The sequence below is a fragment of the Bacillus sp. LR--39 genome (assembly GCF_053613335.1).
This window is the reverse complement of sequence record NZ_JBSIOT010000001.1, coordinates 113712-139451: the sequence shown is the minus strand read 5'-3', so window position 1 is coordinate 139451 and position 25740 is coordinate 113712. Positions and strand designations below refer to the sequence as shown.

Sequence of the window (25740 nt, the reverse complement as noted above, 5' to 3'; positions counted from 1 at the left end):
TTACAGGGATTGATGCCTGTTAATCACATTCAGCCCGCCTGTTGCTTCAATGACCGTTCCGGTTACAAGATCGGAATCTTCTTCACATAAAAAGGCGATGATTCTCGCAATATCCTCTCCGGTTCCGGACCTGCCGATCGGCGTCTTTTCTTTGCCGATTTTCCGTCTTGCTTCCTCTATAGACGCTTCTTTCATATCTCCTACAATATCACCCGGACAGACCATATTGGCCGTAATGCCTGATTCAGCTTCTTCAATCGCAATGGTTTTCGTTAACGAAGCCAATCCGACTTTAGCCGCTCCGAAAGCGGAACGGTGAAGCCAGCCGGGGGCATGGTCCGCTCCTTGAAAACCGTATGTAATAATCCGGCCGAACCGCTGCTGTCTCATGACCGGGATAACCGCTTTAAACAGATGGAAAACGGCGCTTAAATTCCCTTCAAGCATGTCATACCATTCGTCATCGGAATAATCGGCAAGCTTTTTGCGCTCAAATATGTACGGCCCGGCATTGTTAATCAGTATGTCAATCCTTCCAAACCGCTGAAGGGCTGCATCGGCGATCCGCATGAGATCTTCTTTCCGGGTTACATCGCCCTTAACGAATTGCAATCTGTCATGGCACCCGGGATAATCCGCCTTCAGACAGGCGACCGCTTCTTCGTCTTGTCTGTAATTCACTGTGACAGAAAAGCCTTTTTCCAGAAGCATTTCAGTCACTTTTCGGCCCAATCCCTTTGTACCGGCAGTGATTAGAGCATGTCGCACATTGAATACCCTCCCCAGGCAACGTAGCCGCTTCAATAAAATCAAGACGTTTCTCCCTCTACTTTACTATAAACAAACGGCAATATCACTTTTTTGCACTTCGTCCGCACGAAAAAAAAGCCGTCTTTACAGACAGCTTAATTTTCTGAAGGAGCAGAGGCTTCCTCCATGCCGACATAACCGCTTTCGTATGCCTCTGAAATGAGCCTGGCCGTTTCTTCACTTTCTTTTTCATCATAGATGTAACGGTCTTGTTCTTTGCGCATTCCTTCTACCTCCCATCTTTATAGATGTAGGGTGTCTGATATGACGGGAAAATATGAAGGGAATTTCAGCAAATTAAATGCCGGCGCAGGCTTTTGCTTTTACGAGCGCCTGTTCTACCTGCTGAAAACCCGTTCCGCCGGCGCTCATTCTTTTTTCAACCGCATGATGCGGATCGAGCACGGTATAGATGTCTTCTTCAAAGAGACTGCTGGCTTGAAGGAATTCTTCAAATGCCATATCACTTAAATAGATTCCTTTTTCAATGCAGCTGTACACAAGCTTGCCGACCACTTCATGCGCTTCTCTGAACGGCATGCCTTTTTTAGCTAAATAATCGGCAAGTTCCGTCGCGTTTGAAAAATCTTGTTTTGTCGCTTGTTTCATGATGTCTTTGTTTACTTTCATCGTTTCAATCATGCCCGTGAAAATCTGAAGGCTTCCTTCAACGGTTTTCACCGTATCAAACATGCCTTCTTTATCTTCCTGCAGGTCTTTGTTGTAAGCGAGCGGGAGCCCTTTCATAATCGTGAAAAGCCCCATCATATCACCGTATACGCGTCCGGTTTTACCGCGGATCAGCTCCGCCATGTCGGGGTTTTTCTTCTGCGGCATCATGCTGCTTCCCGTCGCATACGTATCATCCAGTTCAATGAATCTGAATTCCTGCGAGCACCATAGAATGATTTCTTCTGATAAACGCGAAAGGTGCATCATCAGCATGCTGCTGCCGCTTAAAAACTCGAGAATAAAATCTCTGTCACTGACTCCGTCAAGACTATTCTCATAAATGGAGTCAAAACCGAGCAGCTCCGCCGAATAGTTACGGTCTATCGGAAACGTGGTTCCGGCAAGCGCCCCGCATCCGAGCGGCGATATGTTAATCCGCTTCATAGCATCGCGAAAACGCTCTTTATCCCGTTCAAGCATCCAAAAATAAGCAAGCAGATGGTGGGCGAAAGAAATCGGCTGAGCCCGCTGTAAATGGGTGTACCCCGGCAGAATGGTCTCGACATTGGCCTCCGCTTTTTCGATCAGCGCTTTTTGGAACTGTTCAATCAGCACGATGATATGTGAGACATGATCTTTCAAATACAAATGCATGTCGGTCGCCACCTGGTCATTCCGGCTTCTGCCGGTATGAAGCTTGCCGCCCAGCGGTCCGATTTCTTCGATCAGCATTTTTTCAATATTCAAATGGATATCTTCATAATCAACAGAGAATTCAAGTGTTCCTTCCTCTGCTTTTTGCAGGAGGGTCTGCAGCCCCTGTCGGATGGCGCCTTCTTCTTCTTCCGTCAGAATGCCGCATTTTTTCAGCATTGCCGCATGAGCGAGAGACCCTGTAATATCCTCTTTGACTAAGTTTTGGTCGAATGTGATGGATGCGCCGAACTCATCGACCCACTTTTCCGGTGTTTTTTGAAAACGGCCTCCCCAAAGCTTCTTCATGCTTCAATCTGCTCCTTCTTTTTCACAATGCTGTTTACTTTTGTCGGCAGCCCCCAAAGCTCAATGAAACCGATTGCCGCGTGATGGTCAAAAGCATCGTCTTTTGTATATGTCGCAAGTTTTTCATCATAGAGTGAATATTCCGACTTACGTCCTTCTACAATGGCATGGCCTTTAAACAGCTTGACGCGCACGACGCCGGTGACGTGTTTTTGAGTTTCTTTCAGGAATGCAAGCAGCGCGTCTTTTAACGGCGAGAACCATAAACCGTTATAGATGATTTCAGACAGTTTTTGTTCAATTGCCGGTTTGAAATGGGCCACTTCTTTCACTAAAGTCAGATCCTCAAGCTCTTTGTGAGCCGTAATCAAAGTCATCGCGCCCGGGCACTCGTAAACTTCACGGGACTTAATGCCGACCAGGCGGTTCTCCACATGGTCAATCCGGCCGATGCCGTGTTTTCCGGCAGTCTCGTTCAGCTTGAGAATTAAATCAGCGAGCGGGTAGGTTACGCCGTCGATTGAAACCGGAACACCGGCTTCAAATGCGATTTCGATGATTTCCGGAACGTCCGGCGTGTTTTCAAGAGATGCTGTCAGGTCATATGCCCCTTCAGGCGGCGCCGCCCACGGGTCTTCTAATATACCGCATTCGTTGGCGCGTCCCCATAGGTTCTGGTCGATGGAATACGGGCTGTCAAGATTGATCGGAATCGGAATGCCGCGGCTTGCAGCATATTCAATTTCTTCTTCACGCGACCATTGCCACTCACGGACCGGAGCAATGACCTCCAGATCAGGATTTAATGATTTAATGGATACTTCAAAACGAACCTGATCGTTCCCTTTTCCCGTGCAGCCATGCGCTACGGCCACCGCTTTTTCCTTTTCCGCGACTTCAACGAGTTTTTTCGCGATTAATGGACGGGATAATGCAGATACGAGCGGATACTTGCCTTCATACATTGTATGGGCCTGCATAGAAATGAGCGCGTACTCCCGGGCGAATTCTTCTTTCGCATCAATCACATAGGAATTTACGGCACCTACTTCCAGCGCTTTTTGCTGAACGAATGCCAAATCCTTTCCTTCCCCTACGTCTAAGCAGCAGGCAACAACATCGTATCCCTGTTCTTGCAGCCATTTTATCGCTACAGAAGTATCAAGACCTCCTGAGTATGCCAATACAACCTTTTTTTGTTCTGCCATGTTAAAAGCTCCCTTTTGTATAAAAATTAGTTTTAATTAATAAAAATGCATTTTGTATGTATACACTGTAACAAGTAAATTCTGTTTTTTCAAGCCTTTTATAAAAAAAACCCCACCCAATTTTTTGAGCGGAGCAGAGCCTTTTTATACATTTATAAATCTTTTCGAATTTCCCGGAGCACATGAGGCAGTTCAGGTATAATCAGTTTACTCATCGCAAGCTTTACGGCGCCTGTGGAGCCGGGCGTGCAGAAGACTGCGGTATTTTGGATCACACCCGCTGCCGCTCTGGACAAAATGGCGGCGGAACCGATGTCCTCCGTATAGCTCAGCATGCGGAACAGCTCGCCGAATCCCGGGAGTTCTTTTGAAAACAGCGGCGTGACCGCTTCAATTGTGACATCCCTTTCGGCAATGCCCGTCCCTCCGTTTAACAGCACCGCATCTGTATATTCATCCATACAGCCGGATAAAACGGCTTTCTGCAATTCATCTTTTTCATCTTTAACAATGTCATAAGCGACCGTTTCAAATCCCGCTTCCCTGAGGAAGTCCATCATGACGCGCCCGCTTTTGTCGGTTTCTTTCGTTCTCGTGTCGCTGACTGTAATCACCTTGCAGCGCACGGCTGACGGGGCTTCTTGTTTATGTTCATGCACACTCATTGCTTCACCTCATCGTTTATGTATTAAACATATCGTAACGTTTGATTCTGGGGCATTCAATAAAAAAGCACACCCTAAAGGATGTGCTTTTTTCGATCATTACTGTGCAAGGCGGACAACGTCGCGTGCGATCATGACCTCTTCGTCAGTCGGAATGATCATGACTTTGACAGGAGAGTGAGGGTAGCTGATAAACGCTTCCTCGCCGCGCACGTTGTTCAGCGCAGGATCCCAATATACACCCATGAATTCTAAGCCGCGAAGCACGCGTTCTCTGACTTCAACGCTGTTTTCACCGATACCCGCAGTGAAAATAATCGCGTCAACGCCGCTCATTCTCGCAGCGTAAGAACCGATGTATTTATGGATTCTGCTTGCGAACACTTCAAGAGCCGTTTCCGCTCTTTCGTTTCCTTCTTTTGAAGCTTCCACGATATCGCGGAGGTCGCTGGAGAAACCGGATACGCCAAGCAGTCCGCTCTTTTTATTTAACGTATTTAATACTTCATCTGCCGTCTGATCCGTTTTTTCCATAATGTACGGAATCAATGCAGGGTCGATGTTTCCTGAACGTGTTCCCATCGCAACACCCGCAAGCGGTGTGAAGCCCATTGACGTATCAATGGATTTTCCGCCTTCTACGGCCGCGATACTTGCGCCGTTACCGAGGTGGCAGGAAATCAGACGCAAATCTTCAAGCGGGCGGCCGAGAAGCTCAGCTGCGCGCTGTGTCACGTATTTATGAGAAGTGCCGTGGAAACCGTATTTGCGGATGCCGTATTTCTCGTAGTATTCGTACGGTAGGCTGTACAGGTAAGATTGCTCAGGCATCGTTTGGTGGAACGCCGTATCAAACACTGCAACCGCAGGCACATTCGGAAGCACTTCTTTAAAGGCTTTAATGCCGACGATGTTAGCCGGGTTATGAAGCGGCGCAAGTTCTGAAATCTCTTCAATCTCACGGATTGTTTCATCCGTAAGCAAAACAGAATCGCTGAATTTTTCTCCGCCGTGAACCACACGGTGGCCGATTCCGTCAATTTCATTTAAATCCTTTATAATACCGAATTCAGTCAGCTTGTGAAGCAGCATCTTCACCGCAACCGCATGATCCGGAATATCTGTCACTTCTGTATTTTTTTCGCCGTTAACAGAGATTGTGAAAACGCTGTCGGCGATACCGATCCGTTCTACTAAACCTTTTGTTAGCACCTTTTCTGAAGGCATTTCGAATAACTGAAATTTTAAAGATGAGCTTCCTGCGTTAATTGCAATAATTTTAGACATAAATGACGCTCCTATCAAAATTCTTCTTCGTTTGTTCGTTCTTTTTTCCCAGACCATAACTGCAGTCCAAAAAATATCTGACTTTTCCATTTAAACATTGTCAACTCAGCATTTCAAGTCAACATCCATATTGGCACCGCTTACAATATGAAGTCGATATTTTCTGATAAATTTTATTTGTGCCAAATGGACGGCACGGCCTTACGGAATGTTATTTTCTTTCCTTAATTTGTGTTATCCTCCTGATTTCCATTCATTTTAAAAAGCAAAAGCAGCGCGGGATTTTGCATCTCGCACTGCTTTTTCGCCACTATTTTTCTGTTTGAATCCATTGATCCAATTTTGCCATCATCTCCCGCATCGCCTGCTGGTACGCAAAAGAAGGAAGATTCGCCAAAAGCGCTTGTTTCGGCGGCTTTGCGTCTTCGCCTTTTTTCTGCAAGATTAAAATGCTCTTTGCCTGCGCTTCGTCTTTAAACATAGTAGCCGGCAGCTGAAGAAGGGCGTTGATATACACTTTTTCCGCAAAAAACCGCTTCAGTTTATCGCTTTGCGCGCTGTCAAACAGATGGTTCGGAATCATAAAAAATAAGTATCCGCCCGGTTTTGTATGTTTGACGCTCTGCTCAATAAATAAGTGGTGGGCAAATGAGTGGCCTTCATCCGCTTTCAGCTCAAACGCTTCAGCGCCTTCGTCATTCGGATAGTAGCCGACCGGCAAATCGCAGATGACCGCATCGGCCGGTTCGATAAATAACGGCTGAAGACTGTCCTGGCAGAACAGCTCCATTTCTTTTTCCTGCAGATTCGCCTGAGCATAAGCGATCTTCAGAAGGACATCGTCGATTTCAATGCCGAAGCTTTTTCCCGCTTTGTCAGAAAGCTGGTTTGCCGCGGTCAGCAGAAGATTTCCGGTGCCGCAGGCGGGGTCCAGCAATGTCAGGCCTTTTCGGCCGCCCGTAAATTTATTCACGAGGTAACTGATGAAAAGGCCGATCGTATCAGGCGTCATCTGTCTGTTCGGATGGGACTTATCTTTGAGCCCTTTTAAAATGGCGAGCTGGAACGCCTTGCGGATCCATTCATGCTCCCATTTTCTGAAGTCTGCTTTCGCGAGCAGGCTGTTAAGCTCGCCGGTTTTCTTTTCCTGAAGCGGAAGCTGGTCGGCCTTTTCAAGAAAATACATCTCTCCCGCTTCCGCAAGCCCCTCAATATAAGAAATCTGAAGGCCTTCTGCTATCACTTGGGCGGCTTCATCTAAAAGTTCATAAATCTGACCGACATGGTCATGTTGCATGCTGTTTCCTCCTTGCCATGAAAAGAGCTCCGCGGCAGCACCCGGAGCTCTTTTTCTCTCTTTACTTGATTAACGCTTTTGCAGCTTCGATAGGCTTTTCATAATTCGGGTGGTTTGTCGCTTCGCTTACGTATTCCGCGTAAACGACTTTTCCGTCCTGATCAAGGACGAATACGGAACGCGCCAAAAGACGAAGTTCTTTGATGTGAACACCGAATGCTTCACCAAATGACATCTCTTTATGATCCGATAATGTTTCAACTTTATCAATTCCGTTCGCTCCGCACCAGCGCGCTTGTGCAAACGGAAGGTCGGCGCTGATAGTATAAACGTTCACATCACCGAGTTTTGCGGCTTCTTCGTTGAAGCGGCGTGTCTGCGCGTCACATACGCCTGTGTCAATGGAAGGAATAACGGATATGATCGTTACTTTCCCTTTCATATCTGCTAATGTCTTCTCTTCTAATCCGTTTGTCAAAACCGTGAAGTCAGGAGCTTGGTCACCCGGTTTCACTTCTTGTCCGATCAGCGTCACGGCTCCGCCTTTAAATGTAATTTCAGCCATTCTGATTCCTCCCTTTATCTATGTATAGCTCTATCATAGTCGAGTTTTATGCAAACTGCAAAGGTTATGCCGCATCGTAAAAAAAGCTAACTGCGGGCGGCAGTTAACTTTTCTGTTATAAATCGATATCCGTTCTTTTTTGGTTCCGGCCTTTTTCATTCTTTTTAAACATATGCTGGATGCGTTCAATCGTTTGAGGCGCGGAGTCTAACAGTTTATCAATCAGATGGGTGTTTTCGTCTAAATGAAGCATACGCACCCCGTTTGTTCCGACAATCAGAAACGCAATCGGCGTAATGGATACTCCGCCGCCGCTTCCGCCGCCGAACGGGAGCTTCTGCTCTTTTCTTTCATCATCATCGGTTCTTTTTTCAGCCGGCTTTCCTCCAAACTCGCTTCCGCCCGCCGCAAATCCGAATCCGACCTTTGAAACCGTTAAGATTACGCTGCCGTCAGGCGTTTCAACAGGATCGCCGATGATTGTATTCACGTCAATCATTTCTTTTAAATTTTCCATAGCGGTTTTCATTAAACCTTGAATGGGATGGTCTGCCATATGCGCTCCTCCTTAAACTGATGAATCATTCTTTGAAGCAACCGGAACCGGCTGTTTCTTTCGTATGATAGAAAGTCCGTTCCGCCCGTATTTGAGCAATTTGAAAGCTGCACCTATAAGATGTCCAAAACGAAAAAAGAATATACACTGCAAATGCGTCTTGGATGCAGGCACTTGAAAAGACGGAATGACTTCGCACACCGGTTTATGTATGAAACGCAGATGATCATACAGCATCGCCGTAAGGCCTCCCTTTACGGCCCACAACCCGCCGGCGGCGATTCCCGTAACGGCGGCGTCCTTTATTCCGATAACCGTCACCCATTCGAACTTCGTAACACGGACTCCCGCAAGAAATGAGGCGCCGATTTGACGCATCTGAAAGACTTGGTGCAGAATCATTTCTATTCTGTGAATGCTCTGTTTGACATCTTCATATGTGATTTTTTTCTTCTCTTTTTTCTGACCTTTCATTTCTGATTTTGTGTCCTGTTTGACATCAATTGACGCGTCTTCGCTGTTTACCTTAATGACGGGCAGCGTTTTTTTAATACGGATCAGCCCGTATAAGGCCGAGAGTTTAAACGTCAGTTTGTCGTTATCTTTATCATGAAGATATTCGAGCGTCAGATGAATTTTCATCCTCATGAGCAGCCAGGCCAAAATGAGAATGAGAATAACAGCTGCTGCGGCATATCCCATAAGCTTCACTTCCTTAGCAGCATTATCGCCAAAACCAAAAAAAATAAACCCGGACGTTTATTCCGGGTTTACTGCTTTTATTTGCGGTACAGCGCTTCGTGAATCACCGTTGTGTCGGCGATCAGATCATGAATGCCCTGCTTTTTGGGCGTAAACGCAATGACGATATAGAGAATCCAGATTTTATCGATATAACGCCCCACCGCTTCTCTGAAAATGACGGTGCTCCAAGTCAGCGGCTTTCCGGGCGTCAAAGAAGTGACCTTTAACCCGAAGACCATCTTGCCGAGTGTCTGATGAAACCATTTCGTCATGAACACAAAATAGGCGAGGTAGACGATCAGGGTTGTGACGGAATAAGCTGAGATTGTAAACATTCCGCTTGTTGCCGGGAGCTTCATCAGCGTGAAAATCGGTGAAACGATGAGATGGTTTAGCCCCCAGACCACCAGCCAATCAAGAAGAAACGCCCAAAACCTGATCCAAAAGCCCGCATATGCCTGCTCGGGCGCCCTCTGTTGTTCAGCTTCCTCTTCTTTGCCGTGAAAGCCTTCGTAAGTCGCGTCCATTCTTTCTTCCCCCCTACTTTGCATAGAGATACATCATCCGCGGCGAACCGGATTGCGAAATGAGTTCTTTCATATTCAGAAAATCAATTTCGCTTTTAAACATTTTCGCTGCGCTCATGGAAAAGAGCGAGCCTAATCCGAATCCTTCCTCGTATGTGATGACTGAAGCGTTTTTCATATTTTTATGGTCCTTTTTCATCGCACTGATCGTATCATCGTAAAAACCGAGCTCATCAACGAGGCCGATTTTTTTCGCTTGTCTGCCGTCGTAGACACGGCCGTCGGCAATTTTTTTCACATCCGCTTTTGACATGTGCCGGCCTTTTGAAATGACATTGACAAATCCTTCATAAGAATCGTTGACCATTGTCTGCATGATCTTTCTTTCTTCCTTCGTCATGTCGCGGGTCGGGGACATGATGTCTTTATGCGCGCCGCTTTTAATGGTTTCAAACTTGATGCCGAGTTCATCGGCGAGCTTGGAATAATTGACGCTTTCCATGATGACGCCCAGTGAACCCGTGAGCGTTTCCGGTGAAGCATAGATTTTATCGGCGGCCGTTGAAATATAGTAGCCTCCCGAAGCCGCCATGGAGCCCATGGATACATAAATCGGTTTCTTCGTTTCTTTCTTTAGTTCTTCCAGTTTTTTATGTATTTCCGCGCTTTCGTACACGCCTCCGCCAGGGGAATTGATTTTCAGTACAATTCCTTTGACGCTTTTATCTTCTTTCGCACGCTCAACCTGTTTTAAAAATGATCTGTGATCATACCCGCCTGAGCTGAGCAGGCCAGCGGACCCGCCGTTATCCTCAATCGTGCCGTCCACTTCAAGCACGGCGATTTTACTGCCGGGGCTGCCCTTATCCAGTGTCACTTCTTCTGTGTCATCTGTCAGTGATGCAAAGTCAGACCCTGTATCTCCGATATTCTTCAGCACCCCGACGGTCACACTTGCAATGACTGATACGCCGAAAATGCCGAGCGCGATGACGAGCGCAATCCATCTTTTTGCATTCATTTGTTCTCCTCCTTTTCTGTCAATATTCGTACGTTCCCCCGTAAAAAAAGATTCATTTTTTTCATGAAGCGCTTTCCCTTAACGGATAAACAGGAAACATGTTACACTATTGCCACAGGTATTTTAACACAATACCTGCTGGGAGAAAAACGTAAATATGACAGCAAAGGGGAATGGGGATATGACCGATCTTCGCCGCAATGTTTATTTTTTCCACAAACAAAACAACGAAACAAAAGAACAAGTCAGCTCTTTGAAGCAGCTTGCTGAATCGCACGGTTTTACAGTTGCGGCTCAACCGGAGGATGCCGGAATTATCGCCAGCATCGGCAGCGACGGCTCATTTCTGCAAGCCGTCAGAAAAACCGGATTCCGTGATGACTGCCTGTATGTCGGCATCGCTAAAAAAGGGAAAGCCCATTTGTACTGTGATTTTCACAGCGATGAGCCTGAAAAAATGGCGGCCAGCATGACCGCGGAACAGCTTGAGGTCAGAAAATACCCGCTCATTCACGTCACGGTGGACGGCAGCAATCATTTTCACTGTTTAAACGAGGTTTCCATCCGTTCAAGCATTATTAAAACGTTTGTGATGGATGTGTTAATTGATGATCTTCATTTTGAGACATTCAGAGGAGACGGGATGATCATTTCCACCCCGACGGGCAGCACCGCCTACAATAAATCTGTTTCAGGCGCCGTTGTTGATCCTTTGATTTCCTGCATGCAGGTATCCGAACTGGCGTCGTTGAACAACAACACATACCGTACACTCGGATCTTCGTTTATTTTAAGCTCAGACCGGAAGCTGACACTGCAGGTGGTGCAAGACGGCAATGAGCATCCGATTATCGGGCTTGATAATGAAGCGCTCAGCACGCGGAATGTCAAAAAGGTTGAGATTAGACTATCCGATAAAAAAATCAAAACGGTGAAACTGAAAGACAACTCTTTCTGGGAAAAAGTAAAACGATCATTTTTATCATAAAAAAAGAGGACGGGCATCACTGCCTGTCCTCTTTTTCATATACGATACGGCCGCCGACGACAGTTTTGACAGCTTCCAATTCATGAAGCTTTTTCGGGTCCGTCCTGAACGGATCACCGCTGAGTACGGTAAAGTCGGCATCATAGCCGGGGGCGATCCGTCCGCGGCTATGTTCTTTATGGATGATGGCCGCGCTTCCCTCCGTGTAAAGCTGAATGGCTTCGTACACGGTCAGGCACTCTTTTTCATAATAGGCCGGACCTTCCGGGTGCTGCTTGCTCGTACGGAGCACAGCCGATTGAATGCCCAGAAGCGGATCGGCCGGTTCTATCGGGGCATCTGAACCTCCGGCGCACAACAGCCCTTTTGACAGCAGTGTTTTCCAGGCGAAAGCCGTTTTCATCCGCTCTTCTCCGAGCCTGTCAATCACCCACGGAAAATCACTGGCCACAAAATGCGGCTGAAGATCAAGTCCGATCGGCAGCCGGGCGGCTCTTTCAATCAATCCGTCATCTAATACTTGCGCATGAATGAGCCTGTCTAGCTGTCCGGGCTTTGCCGGGTATCTTTCGATAACATCCAGCACCTTTTCAAATGCAAGGTCGCCAATCGCGTGCACGGCGATCTCCATCCCTTTCTCTCTCGCTTTATAAACAAGAGCGGCAAGGGTTTCGTCATCATGCACCTGAACGCCGGAAACTGACGGATCATCGTGATAAGGCTTTTTCAATAGAGCGGTTCTGCCGCCGAGCGCGCCGTCAGCAAAAATTTTCATCGCTCCGTATTCCAGATAAGGTCCGGTCGATTTATCCAGAGCGCTCCAGCTGTCGACGGCTTCGTGATGAACGAGCAGATGGGCGCGAAAAGGATAAAGGCCGCTGCCGGTTAATGACTCGTACGCGGCAACGGGAACGGACGCGTCGCCGTAGTATGCCAGATCTTCTGAATGCCCGCCGGTCAGGCCTTTTGACCAGCAGTCCGTAATCGCCGTTTGAAGCGCGCGTTTGACATAGTGAAGTGAGACGGGCGGCAGGGCCTGTGTCACAAGCTCTTGGGCTTTATCCAGCAGAAGGCCTGTCGGACCGGTGCCATCCCGGACGATAATCCCGCCGTTTGGATCAGGTGTTTCGTTTGTAATTCCCGCCGCGCGCAATGCGGCCGAATTAACCGCCGCGGCGTGCCGGCATACCCGCTTCAGCAGGACGGGGCGGTCGGGAAAGAGCGGGTCAAGGTCATGCTTCGTGACGTAAACCGGCCGTTCAAACAGATTTTCATCCCAGCCTTCGCCGATCAGCCATTCGCCATCTTCCAATTCACGCTCTGCTTCTTTTGCGGCCCGCAGTATCGCTTCTTTTAACGTCAGCTGCGACAAATCGAGGCGAAGCTGTTTTTCCCCGTGTCCGATTAAATGCATATGACTGTCCGTAAACCCCGGGAACATGACAGCTCCATGTAAATCGATTTCCTCCGTATCAGGCGAACCGTATGTTCCTTGGAGCTCCCGGAAGCTGCCCGTCTGCCTGACGACGCCTTCTTCGGTATAAACGGCTTCAGTGACATGATTCTTGTCCAGCATTGTATAGATGGTGCCGCCGTGCCAAATCGCTTTCATCCCCGCTCACCCTTTATCCTGTATTATGCTTTTTTATCAGCCTTCAGCCGTTCTTCACGCTGTCTCAGCTCCACACGTCTGATTTTTGCGGACGCCGTTTTCGGCAGGCTTTCGACAAACTCAATTTCTCTCGGATATTTGTAAGGCGCCGTAATCGTTTTTACGTGGTTTTGCAGTTCTTTGACAAGTTCGTCACTGCGCTTTTCATCGTCTTGTAAAACGACATAAGCTTTTACGATTGAACCTCTGATTTCATCCGGGCTCGCCACGACGGCACATTCTTTCACTTCCGGATGCTTCACGAGCGCGTCCTCTACTTCAAAAGGCCCGATTGTATATCCGGAGCTGACGATGATGTCATCATTGCGGCTCTCAAACCAAAAGTAGCCGTCCTCGTCTTTTTTCGCGCGGTCTCCTGTAAGAAAGTAATCTCCGCGAATCTGCTTTTTCGTTCTTTCAGGATCTTTATAATATTCCTTGAATAAAGCCGGTGTGCTCAAATGCACGGCGATATCGCCCGTTTCGCCAGTTTCGCATATTTCGCCTTTATCGTTTATAATCTCCACTTGATTTCCAGGGGTCGGTTTGCCCATGCTTCCCGGCTTAATATCCATGTCCTTCAGGACGCCGACTAACAGGGTGCTCTCCGTTTGGCCGTATCCGTCTCTCACTTTAATGCCGAAATGCTTCCGGAATACGTCAATGACTTCCCGGTTTAATGGCTCACCCGCAGAAACTGCGCTGTGAAGGGCAGAAAGATCATATTTGTCCAACTCCTCCACTTTTGCCATCAGGCGGTATTCTGTCGGAGTACAGCAGAAGACATTTACTTGATGGCGCTCCAGCAGCTCTAAATACGTCTTGGCGTTGAATCTGCCGTGATAAATGACTCCTGTCGCGCCGCTTCCCAGAATTGCGAGCAGCGGGCTCCACACCCATTTCTGCCAGCCGGGCGCCGCGGTGGCCCACACTGTATCGTCTTCAGAAATATCCAGCCATGCACCGGCTGATGTTTTTAAATGGGCAAAGGCCCAGCCGTGTGTATGTACAACGCCTTTAGGCTGGCCGGTCGTGCCTGAAGTATAGGACAAAAACGCCATGTCTTCTCTTGTTGTATCAGCTGTTTGAAAACTGTCCCCGTCCGCTTCAATCGTTAGGAGGTTTTTCCAGCCGACATTATTTTCACCGATTGACAATGTCACCAGCTGCTCGGTATTCACCTCGTCAAACGCGTTTATAAATGAAGGATAAACGATAGCGCCTTTCACTTCGGCGTGTTTGATCCGATATTCAAGGTCTTTGGCGCGCAGCATTTCCGAGCAAGGAATGACGACCATCCCCGCTTTTAAGATCGCTAAATAAACGGCATACGCTTCAAGCACTCTCGGAACCATGACAATCAGCTTATCGCCTTTTTCAAATCCGAGACCTTTCAGGCGGGCTCCGATTTTATTCGTTTCTTCCATCAATTTTTCATACGTCCAGACTTTCTTGCCGCCTGTTTGATCTTCCCATATAAGCGCGTTCTTCTCTTTAGAACGGCTGAACTTTTCGATTTCATTTACAAGGTTATAGTTCTTTGGGGCGATTAAATCTTCTCGTTTTAACACGAACAACTCCTCACTTTCTTTCCCCATTATACATAAACATAGGCCATTACAATAAAAATATGCATAAATTGCTTCCCGCCTTCTATCTATACTCATGAAAAAAGAGCGGGGAATTCCCCGCTCTCTTAGCCATTATGTGAAGTTGTGATTAAAACTGCTGCTGGCTGCTTCCGCCCATGCTTTGCTGAGCAAAAGAGACAAGACGTTTTGTGATTTCTCCACCGACAGAACCGTTAGCGCGAGAAGTTGTTTCCGGTCCAAGGTTTACACCGAATTCAGAAGCGATTTCATACTTCATTTGGTCGATAGCTTGAGCAGCGCCTGGCACTAAAAGCTGGTTGCTGTTTCCGCTGTTTGATTGTTGTGACATGTGTATCACCTCCTTGTGAGTATAGAATGTGATAAAACACATGTCTTCATTCAAAAAAACTTTGGTAATTGTATACAGTTTTAAAACAGGCCGGCAAACTTATCGTGAGCTTCCTGCTCTGAGTAAACAGTGATGGTTTCGATGCCGGCAGCGGCCTCTGCAATCAGCGGTTCAAAATCAACGAAGCTTTCGAAGTGCTCGATTTTTTCTTTTTTCGGGCGTGTTTTCGGACTTGGCGGCGTAAAGATGGTGCAGCAGTCCTCAAACGGCTGAATGCTTGTTTCATAAGTGCCGATTTCTTTTGATTTCTCGATGATTTCTGTTTTGTCCATTCCGATTAAAGGGCGCAAAACCGGCGTTGCCGTCACGGCATTGATCGCATACATGCTTTCAAGCGTCTGGCTCGCTACCTGCCCGAGGCTTTCTCCCGTAATGATCGCGAGCGCTTTTCGTTCTTCTCTGATTCTGTCCGCGATTTGCAGCATAAGACGCCGCGTCGCCGTCATCGTATAGTTTTCCGGGATTTGTTTTTGGATGAGTTCCTGCGTCTTTGTAAACGGCACGATATGGAGTGTCATACTGCCGCCGAACTTTGCGAGGCATCCCGCGAGATCCATGACTTTCTGCTTTGCCCGTTCACTCGTATACGGCGGACTGAAGAAATGTACGGCTTCAACAGATAATCCCCGTTTCATCGCGTAAAAACCGGCGACCGGACTGTCAAAACCGCCGGAAAGCATCAGCATCGCTTTACCCGCGGAACCGACAGGAAGGCCTCCGGCGCCTTTTTCGTTACGAATAGTCAGGAATGTCGCTTCCTCCCTGATTTCAATCCGAAGCGGAATATCGGGATGTTTCACATCGACGGTTAATCCATCCGTGTTTTTCAAAATATGGCCGCCGATTTCAGCGTTCATCGCATTCGTATCTAATTCAAACTGCTTGTAAGCCCGTTTGGTCTCGACCTTAAACGTATTCCCCGGTTTATATTCGCCTTCTATCGCGGCTAAAGCCGTTTTTTTAATGTCTTCCAGCTTGCTTTCGCATTTAATTGCGAGACTAAAGCTTTGAATGCCGAATATATTCTTTAATAAGGAACAAATTTCCTCCGGGTTTTCTCCATTAAGTGTAATTGACATCCGGTCCCGGTTTGAAAAGTATTTTACTTTTTTATAATCCTTTAATACCAGGCGGATATTCTGTTTTAATCTTTCAATAAAACTGCGTCTGTTTTTTCCTTTTGTGGATATTTCACCAAAACGGATTAAAATATGATCGTAATTCATATGCTACCTCATCATTTTTTTTAGTTTTTGAACAGCCGGCGCCAGCGCGGCCATAAACGGCTCCGTGATGTCAGCCGTATGGCTGAAGTTCAGGCTGACTCTGATGCTGCTTGATGCAATCTGTTCGCCTTTATTCATTTGCAGAAGAACACGGCTCGGTTTGTGCTCTCTTGCCGAACATGCCGCGGTTGTGGAGACATATATTCCTTTTTCCTCAAGCATGTGCAGCAGCACTTCCGCCTTCACGCCCGGAACGGAAAAATTAATGATATGCGGCGCGCTGTTTTCGGCGGGAGTGTTGATGACGACCCCGTCCGTCCCGCTCAGCCTTTCCATGAGCGCATTCTTGGCAGCCTCCATGGAAGAAAGCCGCTCGTTCATGTCACGCGCGGAAAGATTGATCGCTTTCGCAAGGGAAACGGCGCCTGCCGTGTGTTCTGTTCCGGCGCGGACGCCTTTTTGCTGCGAGCCGCCCGTTATAAGCGGAATGAGCCGCGTTCCTTTTTTGACGATAAGCGCTCCGGTCCCTTTTAAGCCGTGAAACTTATGCCCTGAAACGGTGCAAAGGTCAATGCCCGCTTCTTCTATAGACAGAGGAACTTTATGAATACCCTGCACATGATCAACATGAAACAGAATATTCCGGTGCTGCTTCAAAAACCCGCCGATTTCCTTTACGGGCTGAATGGAGCCGACTTCGTTATTGACATGCATGACGCTGACGATTATCGTATCCGGCCTGATAGCCGATTTGACGTCTTTCAAAGAAACGAAGCCGTTTTGATCGGCCGGAAGATATGTGACTTCAAAGCCGAACAGCTCTGTCAGCTGATCAAGCGTCTCCGTCACAGAAGGATGCTCAATCGCCGAAGCAATGATATGTCTTCCTTTACTCATGTTTGCCCAGGCTGCTCCCTTTAACGCCGCGTTATTCGCTTCAGTCGCGCCTGATGTAAATACAATATCATAATTTTTTAAACGCAAGGTTTTTTTTATTTGCTGAGCGGCCGCTTCAAGGAGCTGTTCCGTCTCAGTTCCTAACTGGTGCAGAGACGAAGGGTTGCCGAAATAACGGCTGCTCGTCTGTTTATACACTTCCAAAACCTCTTCATACGGCTCGGTCGTTGAGCTGTTGTCTAAATATATCATTTTTTTTACTCCTTTAATGAAAACGGTACATCGTATGATATTTATGCTACCATAACAAAAGTAAATATAAATTCGCAATAAATCGAGTATTGACTTCTCTGTACATTGCCATATAATAAGTAATGTTCGTTTTGTTATATTATCTGACAATTAATTGACAGAATATTTCAACATAGTATTTAGGAGGATTTTTATGAAACACTCACTACCTGTCAAAGATACCGTTATTATCGGTTTCATGCTTTTCGCACTTTTTTTCGGGGCAGGAAATATGATATATCCGCCGGAGCTCGGGCAAGCGGCGGGGCATAATGTCTGGAAAGCGATGGGCGGTTTCTTACTGACCGGCGTAGGTCTGCCGCTTTTGGGTATTATCGCCATCGCATTAACGGGCAAAGACGCGAAAGGGCTTGCCGATAAAGCTCATCCGGTATTCGGGACTATTTTCACCGTTGTGCTTTATTTATCAATCGGGCCGCTTTTCGCGATTCCGAGAACCGGAACCGTTTCATATGAAATCGGTGCAGTTCCGTTTTTAAGCGGCATTCCGGAAAGATTATCTTTATTTGTTTTCACGTTGATCTTTTTTGCTATTACGTATTATTTAGCTCTTAATCCTTCCAAAATCGTTGACAGAGTCGGAAAGATTTTGACTCCTATTAAATTCGGTATTATTCTAATCATCGTCGTAAAAGCCATTGTCACTCCGATGGGCGGACTGGGCGCCGTACATCAGGCATATTCCGGAACGCCGGTGTTCAAAGGATTTTTGGAAGGCTATAAAACAATGGACGCGCTCGCCTCAATCGTCTTCGGCGTCGTTGTCGTCAACGCTGTTAAAAGCAGGGGCGTCACCCAGCGTAAAGCGCTCGCGGCCGCTTGTATTAAAGCGGGTCTGATTGCAGCGGCAGGTTTGACATTCATTTATTTATCTTTGGCCTATTTGGGAGCGACAAGCACGGACGCTGTAGGTCCGATCGGCGAAGGCGCAAAGATTTTATCAGCTTCATCAGATTACCTGTTCGGTTCACTGGGAAACATCGTTCTCGGCTCTGCCATCACCGTTGCGTGTTTAACGACAAGCATCGGGCTTGTCACATCTTGCGGCGAATATTTTTCAAAATTGATTCCTGCTTTATCATACAAAATGGTGGTTACGATTGTCACGCTGTTCAGTCTGGCGATTTCAAATTTCGGACTTGCTGAGATTATTGCATTTTCAGTTCCTATTTTATCAGCGATTTACCCGCTGGCGATTGTCATTATCGTCCTTTCCTTTATTGATAAAATCTTTAAGGAAAGACGGGAAGTCTATATCGCCTGCCTGATCGGAACGGGGCTGTTCAGTATCTTGGACGGTTTGAAGGCAGCAGGCATTCCGCTCGGATCATTAGATTCATTCTTAAACGCAAATCTTCCGCTTTACAGCATGGGAATCGGCTGGGTGCTTCCGGGCATTGCCGGAGCGATCATCGGCTGCATCATCACGTTTTTTACCAGCCCGCCCATCGAATTAAATAAAGCAAAATCGTAACATTCAGCGCTTGCGGCTTGACGTTTATCAGCCGCAGGCGCTTTTTATATTCCGTGAGAAACTAAAAAACTGCACCTCTGATTTCCATCAGGGTGCAGTTTTTGCTTATGCGTCTATGAAGCAGATTGATCAGCTTTAATTTTTTTCACGGCGCCGGGAGCTGCTTTTTCAACAGCATCTGCCGCCATCTCATAAGCTTCATTATAGCTGAAAGCGTAAAACAGCCGTTCCGCTTCTTTCAGCTGTTCGGATAAAATATGATTCTGGCTTCGGAAGCGGTTGCCGTACTGGATGATCCGCTCAATCAGCTTCACCTGAATCACAAGATCTTCCGCCTCTTCGCTGACTTCCTCAACCGCCTTTTCGGCTTCGGTCAGATGTTTGGCGGCTTCCTCCATATTCAGCGGCAGCACTTCCAATTGGCTGACGGTTTCTTCTATATGATGATTTGCCGTTTCGAGCTTGTCCTTGACTTGTTCAGGAATACCCGGCACGTTGCTTTTTTGCAGCATTCGGGCCGTGTCAGAAATGGTTTTCCGAAGATGCATCAGCGTTTCCCGCGCCTGCAGTTCTTCTTTTCTGAGCGCCTGCAGATTTTCACGGTATTCGGCATGTTCTTTCTGAGCCTCTTCCATCTGCTTTTCGATGGCCTCGACTTCTTCAATCAATAGAGAGTAAGCGACATGCTCACCATCAAGCTTTTCTCTCGCCTGCTCAAGGAGCCGGCCGATCGTTTCCAGTTGTTTTTCGAAGGCATGCTGTCTGCCGATTTCACCCGCCGTCAGCTGATAGCTTTCCTTGACGAGCTCCGTTTCGGTTTTTGTTCGGTCTTTTTCTTCCTCAAGCTTCTCATACGCGATGATCAGCTCAGGCATTTTGCTTAATACGGACTGTCCGGCTTCCACTTCGCCTTCCAGCTGGTCATACATCGATTGAATGGTTTCATCAATCAGCTGAAGAATGGCGGACGCTTCGTCGACATCCAATTCTTCCAAAAGCGCGTTTTCGGCCCGTTTCAATTGATTTGTGAGTGTATCCAGCTCTTTTTCGATTTGAATATGCTCTAATTTGTAGCCTTTTTCCGTCATTTCCCGGTAGCCGTCTTTCAGCTTGGCAATTTGGTTCGGCACGGTCTGTTTACAGTCCGCAAGCAGTTTCGGAACGTCATCTATGTATGTCTGAAGCTGATCCAGTCTGCGGTCCTGTTCAAGCAGCACTTTTCTCGCTTTGATGTAATTGCCGCTTTCCGTCTCTTCTTCGAACTCTTTTATGCCGCTCCAGATTTCGTCGAGATCCGTCTCCAGGCTGTTATAAAGCTCTCCGTAGAGATGGCTGTACGCCAGAAGGTTTTTTCGCGCTTTTGAATACCGCTCACGCACCTGTTCAATCTCTCCGCGGCTTTTTTCCTCGCTCGTCACAAGGTCGCTGATCTCACGCAGTATGCCTTCTATATTTGATTCGGCTGCAGTGAGAAGGTCGTCAATGTGGACAAGCACCTGATTCGCTTTTTTAAACCGGTATTTGTCGGCGTTCTCTTCGGCATCATAAAGGAGCTCTTCTACTTTCGGCAGATGGGCTGTGACAATTTCATCCCACTCTTCGCGCCATCTTTCAAAGAACTCTTCCGTCTCTCCGGTCATTTTCAGATGTTTGATCTTGGACATTTCTTCCACTATCGAACGGTTTAAAATTTCAATCTTCCATGACTCCAGCCGGTCAATTTCCGTATAAATTTTTTTCCTGAAAAAGTAGCCCGCCGCAAAGAGCGCGAGCAGTATAACCAATAATCCGATGACTAACTCCATAATGAGCCCCCTTGTTGTTCTCTTAATCTGTCAGGGTGTTTTATGTATTCAGAAAGATTTCAATATATGTATTGAGAAAATCTGTCGTTTTCATTGTTATTATGATACCATGTAACCAACATTTTTTGACCAGAAATCAAAAACTTTTTGCATAATTTCGGCAGGATTCTGCAATTTTTTAATGGAGTGACACAAATGGAAAAACGAGACGCTCATATCCACACGCCTTTTTGCCCTCACGGCTCGAAGGATGCGCTGAAACAATATGTCGAAAAGGCCCTGGAAAGAGGCTTTGACTCGATCACATTTACAGAGCACGCCCCCCTTCCTCCGTCATTTCAAGATCCCGTACCGCTTCAGGACAGCGCGATGGATCTCAGACAGATGGAGGTTTATTTGGAGCGGCTGTCACACCTGAAAAAGGAATACGATGGACAAATCAGCATTCTGACCGGGCTGGAAACCGATTTTATCACAGGGTATGAAGAGGAAACCGCGGCGTTTCTGAACACGTACGGCCCCTCACTGGATGACGGCATTTTATCCGTTCATTTTTTGAAGACCGGTCCGTCTTATATATGCCTGGATTTTGACGAGCACGCCTTTCAGCAGCTTGTCGCGCAATTCGGAAGCGTTGAAGCCGTATATGAACAATACTATGAAACTGTGTATTCTTCCATTGTAACACCGCTCGGCCCCTTTAAGCCAAAACGGGTCGGCCATATCACGCTCGTCAAAAAATTCGCGCGCCTTTTCCCTTACAGCATGTCACCTCAAATAAGAGAGCTTGCGGCCCGCTGTCTTGACGCCGTGAAAGAACACGGAATGGAGCTGGATGTGAATACATCCGGGCTCAGAAAGAAGTTTGCCGGGGAAGTATACATGGAGGATTGGATGGCTGAGACGGCGAAGCAAAAAAAAATCCCGCTCATATTCGGGTCGGACGCCCATCAAGCGGAAGATGTCGGCAGTTCCTACGAAACGTACAAAAGCATCATTACTTCATAAGCGCCGCATCAGGCCGTCGGAACACGCTTTTGATCCAGATCTTCATCTCTTCAAAATACCTTTTATAAAAGTACGGTTCATGAGGCTGCATATAGAGCACCTCCGTAATGTATTGGGGCTGAAGATACGGCATCATCAAGAGGGACTTCAACTGCAGAATAAAATGCGGCACGGGCAGCGTCAGCCGTCTGTGGCGTGACTGCCCTTCTTCAATCACCAGCTGGAAAATATATTTTTCTTTCATTAAGTAAGTAGACATAATTTCCCTGATCAGCACGGAATCAATCGTCACTTCCCGGTACACAAACCGCGTTAATTGACGGTTATCGTGCTGATAGGATAAAATATCGAAAATCACCCGCAGGATGCGTTCCTGCGCGTCTTCACCGTTCATACTGACGGCGGCTTTTTCCAGCGCTTCAGTATAGCCTTCGTAAAACTCGGAAACTAAATGTTCCATTAATCCGCCTTTCCCTTTAAAATAGTAGGAGATGTGCGCAACATTTACATCAGCTGACTTTGCGATTTCACGGACGGACGTGCCGGAATAACCTTTTTGGTTAAACAGCTGGACAGCGGCGTTAATAATTTTGTCTTTGGTGCTTACTTTCATACGGCTCACCCCTTTATGTGTAACAATTCAAGCAGAAAGGCGCCGTTCCTGTAAGAACTTCTCGACAAATGCCGGCAGAACGGCCGGAACTTTGTTTGATATTATAGAAAAAGTGAGGGTTTTCCATGTTTCATGTCGAAAAACAATCCGGAGATAAAGAAAAAAGTTATCAGCTTCTGCTTAAACAGCTCGAAGCCATGACAGAAGATGAAACGGATGCGATCGCAAATTACGCGAATGCGTCAGCGCTTTTATACCATTCATTACATGAAGTCAACTGGGCGGGGTTTTACTTCGCTAAAGAGGGCGAGCTCGTGCTCGGACCGTTTCAAGGACTTCCTGCCTGTGTGCGCATTCCGTTCGGCAGAGGCGTATGCGGCACTGCCTACTCTAATGGCGACGTGCAGCGGATTGCCGATGTGAATGCGTTCCCGGGACATATCGCCTGTGACGCGGCTTCCCAGTCAGAAATCGTCCTCCCGATCCGTGTAAACGGTGAAGTGATCGGTGTGCTGGACATTGACAGCCCCGTGAAAAACCGTTTTGATGAAACGGACGAAACCTATTTAGCAAAGTTTGTTGAAACGCTTGAAAAACGATTAGGATAAAAAAAGGAGCCCGGCCGGCAGGCCGGCTCCTTTTTTATGTCGTCGTACTGTTTTGATGGATGATCAGCCGGTTTTTGCCGTTCCGTTTGGCGATATAAAGCGCCTCATCCGCTTGCTGAACGAGCAATTTCAACGGCATCGGGCCGGTCTTTGACCAGCAGGAAACGCCGCAGGAAATCGTCACGCGCGGCTCGGTGTTTTCCCGGATGGCGCGAACCAGCCTTTTAGCGATGCGTTCTCCGGATGACACGTTGATATTCGGCAGATAGACAGCCAGCTCCTCGCCCCCCCACCTCGCAGCGACATCATGCTCACGAATATGGTTCTTCATAACGGAGGCCACCTGAATCAGGATCGAATCTCCCGTTTGATGACCGTATGTATCATTAATATTTTTGAAATTATCGATATCAACGAGGATGAATACACCCCGTTTATGAATTTTCATGCTGTATTGAATTTTCTCATCCAGATAGGTTCTTGAATACAGCTCCGTCAGCTGGTCTGTCTGAACAAGATGCTCAAGCCTGTCGCGCAGCATGGAGTTCGTGACCGCCAATGTCGCATGGTGAATGAGCGCTTGAAAAAGCTTATACATTTCAAAAGTAAAAGCATACAAATCCTTTTTCAATAAAATCGCGAACCCGAAGACGGTGTCATTTTCGATCATCGGCACCGCCATCAGCGAGCCGAAACCGTTTTCGCCGAATACAGTCTTTCCGCTGCCGATAAATACGCCCTTTTCTCCCTCGAAGAGCTTTTCTTTCACAATGCTGATATAGGGGTTCGCACGTTCTGTCTTAAAAAAAGCGGTATGTCCCGGAAGCAGATTTTGCGTCTCAAAATGATCAATATGAAAAAAAGCCACTTCTTCCGCATGAAACGATTGGGTCATAATGGCGGCGAGCTCCCGCATCGTATCAGTAAGTCTGAGGCGCTGATTCAGCTGGCGCGATGTTTCATTAATGAGCTCCAGATTCGCAATGCTTTTTTTCGATTGCTCATAGAGCTGCGCATTTTCAAATGCTTTTCCCGCTGCGCCCGCAAGCAGCAGCATTTCACTGAGAGTACTGCACGAAAGAACGGCATCCTGCAGCCCCTCCGTCTTCAGAACCCCGTAAGTCCCCTGCTGGCCTTTGATCGGCAGATAAGCAGATGACCTGCCTTTTCTGAGCAGTCTCCCCGATAAATAAACCTTCTGGGCAGACGGATCGGCATCTTTTCCGTCCATATGTAATTCTTTTGCGGGAAGCTGTCTGTCCGTATCCTGATCCTGCGTGATAAACAGTGAAAAACGGAAAGACCGGAAAGCCGTACTCAAACTTGCCTGCAGTTTTTCCAAAACCTCATTTTGGTCCAAAAGCGAATGGAACATTTCTGTCATTCTGTGAATTTTCCGCTGATGCTTCGTTTTGTCAAACAGCCCGCTTTGTCTCACAGATTGATTAATAAACTGAGTAACGATCTCAGGCAATGATTCCGGGATCGGCAGCCCGCCTTCCGAGCGCAGATAAAAGGATCTGCCGGACGTCTGATTCCTGATCATAAAACGGCCGTCACTCTCTTTCAGCGGAGCATAATGCGGTTCATCTTCTGTTTTTATGGTGAAACGTGTTGATTCTGCCGGTGAAAGGGTCAATGAAAGAGATGTAAAGCAGGATTCTAGAGCTGAGGCCAGCCATAACAGCGAGTCGGATAATGAGACGGATTCAGATTTCGTTAAGAAAAAAGAAAGCATTTTCTGATGAAAGGCCGTCACTTCATCAATTGTTTGTTTTTTCATTTTTATCACCTAAACATGTACTACTCATTTTTGTACATTATATCATAAACCGGCACTCTTCATGGAGAAATGGTTGACGGCGGCGGGGAAAAATCATATAATGTTCTTTGTGTGAAATATTGCAGCCTTTTTGTTCAGCTTCTGTGTTTGCATTTTGTTCCTTAGCTGTAAGGTGTATCGTGTAACTCTCTGCTGCTGGAGCGAGGATACATGAAAACAAAATGTGCACGGTCGGATCGAACAGACGGTTTTTATTTTCCACAAAATAAAACCAAAGGAGGAGTCACATTATGGCTCGCTATACAGGTCCATCTTGGAAACTGTCTCGCCGTTTAGGAATCTCTCTTAGCGGTACAGGTAAAGAATTAGAAAAACGCCCTTACGCACCAGGCCCCCACGGTCCGGGACAGCGTAAAAAACTATCAGAATACGGTTTGCAATTGCAAGAAAAGCAAAAACTTCGTCACATGTACGGTGTAAACGAACGTCAATTCCGCACATTGTTTGACAAAGCTGCAAAAATGACTGGTAAACACGGCGAAAACTTCATGATTCTTTTAGATGCACGTCTTGATAACGTTGTGTACAAGCTCGGTCTTGCGCGCACTCGCCGTCAAGCTCGCCAATTAGTTAACCACGGTCACATCCTTGTTGACGGAAGCCGCGTTGACATTCCGTCTTACCAAGTAAAACCTGGTCAAACAATCGGTGTTCGCGAAAAATCAAGAAACCTTTCTATCATCAAAGAATCTGTAGAAGTAAACAACTTCGTTCCTGAGTACCTTACTTTCGACGCTGAAAAGCTTGAAGGTACATTCACTCGTCTTCCAGAGCGCTCTGAGCTTGCTCCGGAAATTAACGAAGCGCTTATCGTTGAGTTCTACTCCCGTTAAGTAAAACGCTCTTTAAAGAGCATTGGATTAAACCCCGGACATGTTGTGAGGACAATGTTTCCGGGGTTTTTCTTTTGGGCTGTCAGAATAATGGGCAGATGCTCCCTCTCTTTATTAAAAAAGCCCC

Annotated in this window: 25 protein-coding genes; 5 read left to right on the top strand and 20 right to left on the bottom strand. The window is 47.0% G+C overall.

The genetic code is table 11. The features are described 5' to 3' along the window. The 12 genes from ACWHAR_RS00845 to sppA form a co-directional block, all read right to left on the bottom strand. On the bottom strand, positions 1-768 hold the full coding sequence (locus ACWHAR_RS00845) for an SDR family oxidoreductase (RefSeq protein WP_017418355.1): 768 nt from the start codon (positions 766-768) through the stop codon (positions 1-3). A 137-nt stretch (positions 769-905) separates the two neighbouring features. Continuing rightward, entirely contained in the window at positions 906-1034 is a 129-nt protein-coding gene (locus ACWHAR_RS00840) for a hypothetical protein (RefSeq protein ID WP_007408056.1), read from the bottom strand. Positions 1035-1107: 73 nt separating this feature from the next. Then, positions 1108-2484, bottom strand: coding sequence for an argininosuccinate lyase (argH, locus tag ACWHAR_RS00835; RefSeq protein ID WP_003152429.1), 1377 nt, complete (start codon positions 2482-2484; stop codon positions 1108-1110). Next, the gene (locus ACWHAR_RS00830; protein WP_032873684.1) at positions 2481-3692 is read right to left on the bottom strand and encodes an argininosuccinate synthase; all 1212 of its coding nucleotides are present in this window, start codon (positions 3690-3692) and stop codon (positions 2481-2483) included. The genes argH and ACWHAR_RS00830 overlap by 4 nt, the downstream gene beginning before the upstream one ends. Before the next feature lie 152 nt (positions 3693-3844). Next, on the bottom strand, positions 3845-4357 hold the full coding sequence (locus ACWHAR_RS00825) for a MogA/MoaB family molybdenum cofactor biosynthesis protein (RefSeq protein WP_032873682.1): 513 nt from the start codon (positions 4355-4357) through the stop codon (positions 3845-3847). A 99-nt stretch (positions 4358-4456) separates the two neighbouring features. Then, positions 4457-5644 (bottom strand): acetate kinase, encoded by a 1188-nt coding sequence (locus tag ACWHAR_RS00820; protein WP_007408053.1) that lies wholly within the window; start codon positions 5642-5644, stop codon positions 4457-4459. A gap of 310 nt (positions 5645-5954) precedes the next feature. Further along, positions 5955-6941 carry a class I SAM-dependent methyltransferase gene (locus tag ACWHAR_RS00815; protein WP_032873680.1) on the bottom strand — a complete coding sequence of 329 codons (987 nt, stop codon included), beginning with the start codon at positions 6939-6941 and terminating at the stop codon, positions 5955-5957. 61 nt (positions 6942-7002) lie between these two features. Then, the gene (gene tpx / locus ACWHAR_RS00810) at positions 7003-7506 is read right to left on the bottom strand and encodes a thiol peroxidase (protein WP_007613091.1); all 504 of its coding nucleotides are present in this window, start codon (positions 7504-7506) and stop codon (positions 7003-7005) included. A 115-nt stretch (positions 7507-7621) separates the two neighbouring features. Continuing rightward, positions 7622-8062 carry a GerW family sporulation protein gene (gene ytfJ / locus ACWHAR_RS00805; RefSeq protein WP_003152423.1) on the bottom strand — a complete coding sequence of 147 codons (441 nt, stop codon included), beginning with the start codon at positions 8060-8062 and terminating at the stop codon, positions 7622-7624. A gap of 12 nt (positions 8063-8074) precedes the next feature. Continuing rightward, positions 8075-8764, bottom strand: a complete 690-nt coding sequence (locus ACWHAR_RS00800; protein ID WP_007613093.1) for a DUF2953 domain-containing protein — start codon at positions 8762-8764, stop codon at positions 8075-8077. Positions 8765-8841: 77 nt separating this feature from the next. After that, positions 8842-9333, bottom strand: coding sequence for an RDD family protein (locus ACWHAR_RS00795; RefSeq protein ID WP_007408048.1), 492 nt, complete (start codon positions 9331-9333; stop codon positions 8842-8844). Positions 9334-9346: 13 nt separating this feature from the next. After that, positions 9347-10354 (bottom strand): signal peptide peptidase SppA, encoded by a 1008-nt coding sequence (gene sppA, locus ACWHAR_RS00790; protein WP_003152419.1) that lies wholly within the window; start codon positions 10352-10354, stop codon positions 9347-9349. Positions 10355-10535: 181 nt separating this feature from the next. On the opposite strand from sppA, the gene ACWHAR_RS00785 reads away from it, so the two are divergent. Next, on the top strand, positions 10536-11342 hold the full coding sequence (locus tag ACWHAR_RS00785) for an NAD kinase (RefSeq protein ID WP_025285105.1): 807 nt from the start codon (positions 10536-10538) through the stop codon (positions 11340-11342). 16 nt (positions 11343-11358) lie between these two features. Here ACWHAR_RS00785 and ACWHAR_RS00780 read toward each other — a convergent pair whose 3' ends face one another. From ACWHAR_RS00780 to ACWHAR_RS00760, 5 genes are all read right to left on the bottom strand, one after another. Beyond that, a complete protein-coding gene (locus tag ACWHAR_RS00780; RefSeq protein WP_032873678.1) occupies positions 11359-12954 on the bottom strand; it encodes an amidohydrolase in 1596 nt (531 codons plus the stop codon). 23 nt (positions 12955-12977) lie between these two features. Continuing rightward, entirely contained in the window at positions 12978-14564 is a 1587-nt protein-coding gene (gene mbcS / locus ACWHAR_RS00775; RefSeq protein WP_012118182.1) for an acyl-CoA synthetase MbcS, read from the bottom strand. A 148-nt stretch (positions 14565-14712) separates the two neighbouring features. Next, positions 14713-14934, bottom strand: coding sequence for an alpha/beta-type small acid-soluble spore protein (locus ACWHAR_RS00770; protein WP_007408043.1), 222 nt, complete (start codon positions 14932-14934; stop codon positions 14713-14715). An 80-nt stretch (positions 14935-15014) separates the two neighbouring features. Then, complete coding sequence (gene thiI, locus ACWHAR_RS00765; protein ID WP_015418002.1) at positions 15015-16220, bottom strand: tRNA uracil 4-sulfurtransferase ThiI; 1206 nt, start codon at positions 16218-16220, stop codon at positions 15015-15017. 3 nt (positions 16221-16223) lie between these two features. Then, positions 16224-17369, bottom strand: a complete 1146-nt coding sequence (locus ACWHAR_RS00760) for a cysteine desulfurase family protein (RefSeq protein ID WP_032873676.1) — start codon at positions 17367-17369, stop codon at positions 16224-16226. Between the two features lie 193 nt (positions 17370-17562). Here ACWHAR_RS00760 and brnQ point away from each other — a divergent pair, with 193 nt between their 5' ends. Next, positions 17563-18903, top strand: a complete 1341-nt coding sequence (gene brnQ / locus ACWHAR_RS00755; RefSeq protein WP_032873674.1) for a branched-chain amino acid transport system II carrier protein — start codon at positions 17563-17565, stop codon at positions 18901-18903. A 113-nt stretch (positions 18904-19016) separates the two neighbouring features. Here brnQ and ezrA read toward each other — a convergent pair whose 3' ends face one another. Next, on the bottom strand, positions 19017-20708 hold the full coding sequence (ezrA, locus tag ACWHAR_RS00750; protein WP_032873672.1) for a septation ring formation regulator EzrA: 1692 nt from the start codon (positions 20706-20708) through the stop codon (positions 19017-19019). Positions 20709-20903: 195 nt separating this feature from the next. Here ezrA and hisJ point away from each other — a divergent pair, with 195 nt between their 5' ends. Further along, positions 20904-21716: a histidinol-phosphatase HisJ gene (hisJ, locus tag ACWHAR_RS00745; protein WP_032873670.1), complete on the top strand. Its 813-nt coding sequence runs from the start codon at positions 20904-20906 to the stop codon at positions 21714-21716. On the opposite strand, the gene refZ is transcribed toward hisJ, so the two are convergent. After that, positions 21706-22329 carry a forespore capture DNA-binding protein RefZ gene (gene refZ / locus ACWHAR_RS00740; protein WP_032873668.1) on the bottom strand — a complete coding sequence of 208 codons (624 nt, stop codon included), beginning with the start codon at positions 22327-22329 and terminating at the stop codon, positions 21706-21708. The genes hisJ and refZ overlap by 11 nt on opposite strands. Before the next feature lie 125 nt (positions 22330-22454). On the opposite strand from refZ, the gene ACWHAR_RS00735 reads away from it, so the two are divergent. Continuing rightward, a complete protein-coding gene (locus ACWHAR_RS00735; protein WP_007408037.1) occupies positions 22455-22937 on the top strand; it encodes a GAF domain-containing protein in 483 nt (160 codons plus the stop codon). A 34-nt stretch (positions 22938-22971) separates the two neighbouring features. On the opposite strand, the gene ACWHAR_RS00730 is transcribed toward ACWHAR_RS00735, so the two are convergent. Next, positions 22972-24720, bottom strand: a complete 1749-nt coding sequence (locus ACWHAR_RS00730) for a sensor domain-containing diguanylate cyclase (protein ID WP_032873666.1) — start codon at positions 24718-24720, stop codon at positions 22972-22974. 290 nt (positions 24721-25010) lie between these two features. On the opposite strand from ACWHAR_RS00730, the gene rpsD reads away from it, so the two are divergent. Continuing rightward, the gene (gene rpsD, locus ACWHAR_RS00725) at positions 25011-25613 is read left to right on the top strand and encodes a 30S ribosomal protein S4 (protein ID WP_003152406.1); all 603 of its coding nucleotides are present in this window, start codon (positions 25011-25013) and stop codon (positions 25611-25613) included. Positions 25614-25740 lie beyond the last annotated feature (127 nt).

Bases quoted from the DNA above. Each gene is read 5' to 3' on its own strand.
- sppA (WP_003152419.1), bottom strand. From the start codon at position 10,354: ATGAATGCAAAAAGATGGATTGCGCTCGTCATCGCGCTCGGCATTTTC.
- ACWHAR_RS00770 (WP_007408043.1), bottom strand. From the start codon at position 14,934: ATGTCACAACAATCAAACAGCGGAAACAGCAACCAGCTTTTAGTGCCA.
- ACWHAR_RS00820 (WP_007408053.1), bottom strand. From the start codon at position 5,644: ATGTCTAAAATTATTGCAATTAACGCAGGAAGCTCATCTTTAAAATTT.
- ytfJ (WP_003152423.1), bottom strand. From the start codon at position 8,062: ATGGCAGACCATCCCATTCAAGGTTTAATGAAAACCGCTATGGAAAAT.
- ezrA (WP_032873672.1), bottom strand. From the start codon at position 20,708: ATGGAGTTAGTCATCGGATTATTGGTTATACTGCTCGCGCTCTTTGCG.
- ACWHAR_RS00780 (WP_032873678.1), bottom strand. From the start codon at position 12,954: ATGAAAGCGATTTGGCACGGCGGCACCATCTATACAATGCTGGACAAG.
- ACWHAR_RS00735 (WP_007408037.1), top strand. From the start codon at position 22,455: ATGTTTCATGTCGAAAAACAATCCGGAGATAAAGAAAAAAGTTATCAG.
- ACWHAR_RS00840 (WP_007408056.1), bottom strand. From the start codon at position 1,034: ATGCGCAAAGAACAAGACCGTTACATCTATGATGAAAAAGAAAGTGAA.
- ACWHAR_RS00730 (WP_032873666.1), bottom strand. From the start codon at position 24,720: ATGAAAAAACAAACAATTGATGAAGTGACGGCCTTTCATCAGAAAATG.
- ACWHAR_RS00795 (WP_007408048.1), bottom strand. From the start codon at position 9,333: ATGGACGCGACTTACGAAGGCTTTCACGGCAAAGAAGAGGAAGCTGAA.
- tpx (WP_007613091.1), bottom strand. From the start codon at position 7,506: ATGGCTGAAATTACATTTAAAGGCGGAGCCGTGACGCTGATCGGACAA.
- ACWHAR_RS00815 (WP_032873680.1), bottom strand. From the start codon at position 6,941: ATGCAACATGACCATGTCGGTCAGATTTATGAACTTTTAGATGAAGCC.
- thiI (WP_015418002.1), bottom strand. From the start codon at position 16,220: ATGAATTACGATCATATTTTAATCCGTTTTGGTGAAATATCCACAAAA.
- ACWHAR_RS00800 (WP_007613093.1), bottom strand. From the start codon at position 8,764: ATGGGATATGCCGCAGCAGCTGTTATTCTCATTCTCATTTTGGCCTGG.
- hisJ (WP_032873670.1), top strand. From the start codon at position 20,904: ATGGAAAAACGAGACGCTCATATCCACACGCCTTTTTGCCCTCACGGC.
- ACWHAR_RS00830 (WP_032873684.1), bottom strand. From the start codon at position 3,692: ATGGCAGAACAAAAAAAGGTTGTATTGGCATACTCAGGAGGTCTTGAT.
- argH (WP_003152429.1), bottom strand. From the start codon at position 2,484: ATGAAGAAGCTTTGGGGAGGCCGTTTTCAAAAAACACCGGAAAAGTGG.
- brnQ (WP_032873674.1), top strand. From the start codon at position 17,563: ATGAAACACTCACTACCTGTCAAAGATACCGTTATTATCGGTTTCATG.
- ACWHAR_RS00785 (WP_025285105.1), top strand. From the start codon at position 10,536: ATGACCGATCTTCGCCGCAATGTTTATTTTTTCCACAAACAAAACAAC.
- rpsD (WP_003152406.1), top strand. From the start codon at position 25,011: ATGGCTCGCTATACAGGTCCATCTTGGAAACTGTCTCGCCGTTTAGGA.
- ACWHAR_RS00825 (WP_032873682.1), bottom strand. From the start codon at position 4,357: ATGAGTGTGCATGAACATAAACAAGAAGCCCCGTCAGCCGTGCGCTGC.
- refZ (WP_032873668.1), bottom strand. From the start codon at position 22,329: ATGAAAGTAAGCACCAAAGACAAAATTATTAACGCCGCTGTCCAGCTG.
- ACWHAR_RS00760 (WP_032873676.1), bottom strand. From the start codon at position 17,369: ATGATATATTTAGACAACAGCTCAACGACCGAGCCGTATGAAGAGGTT.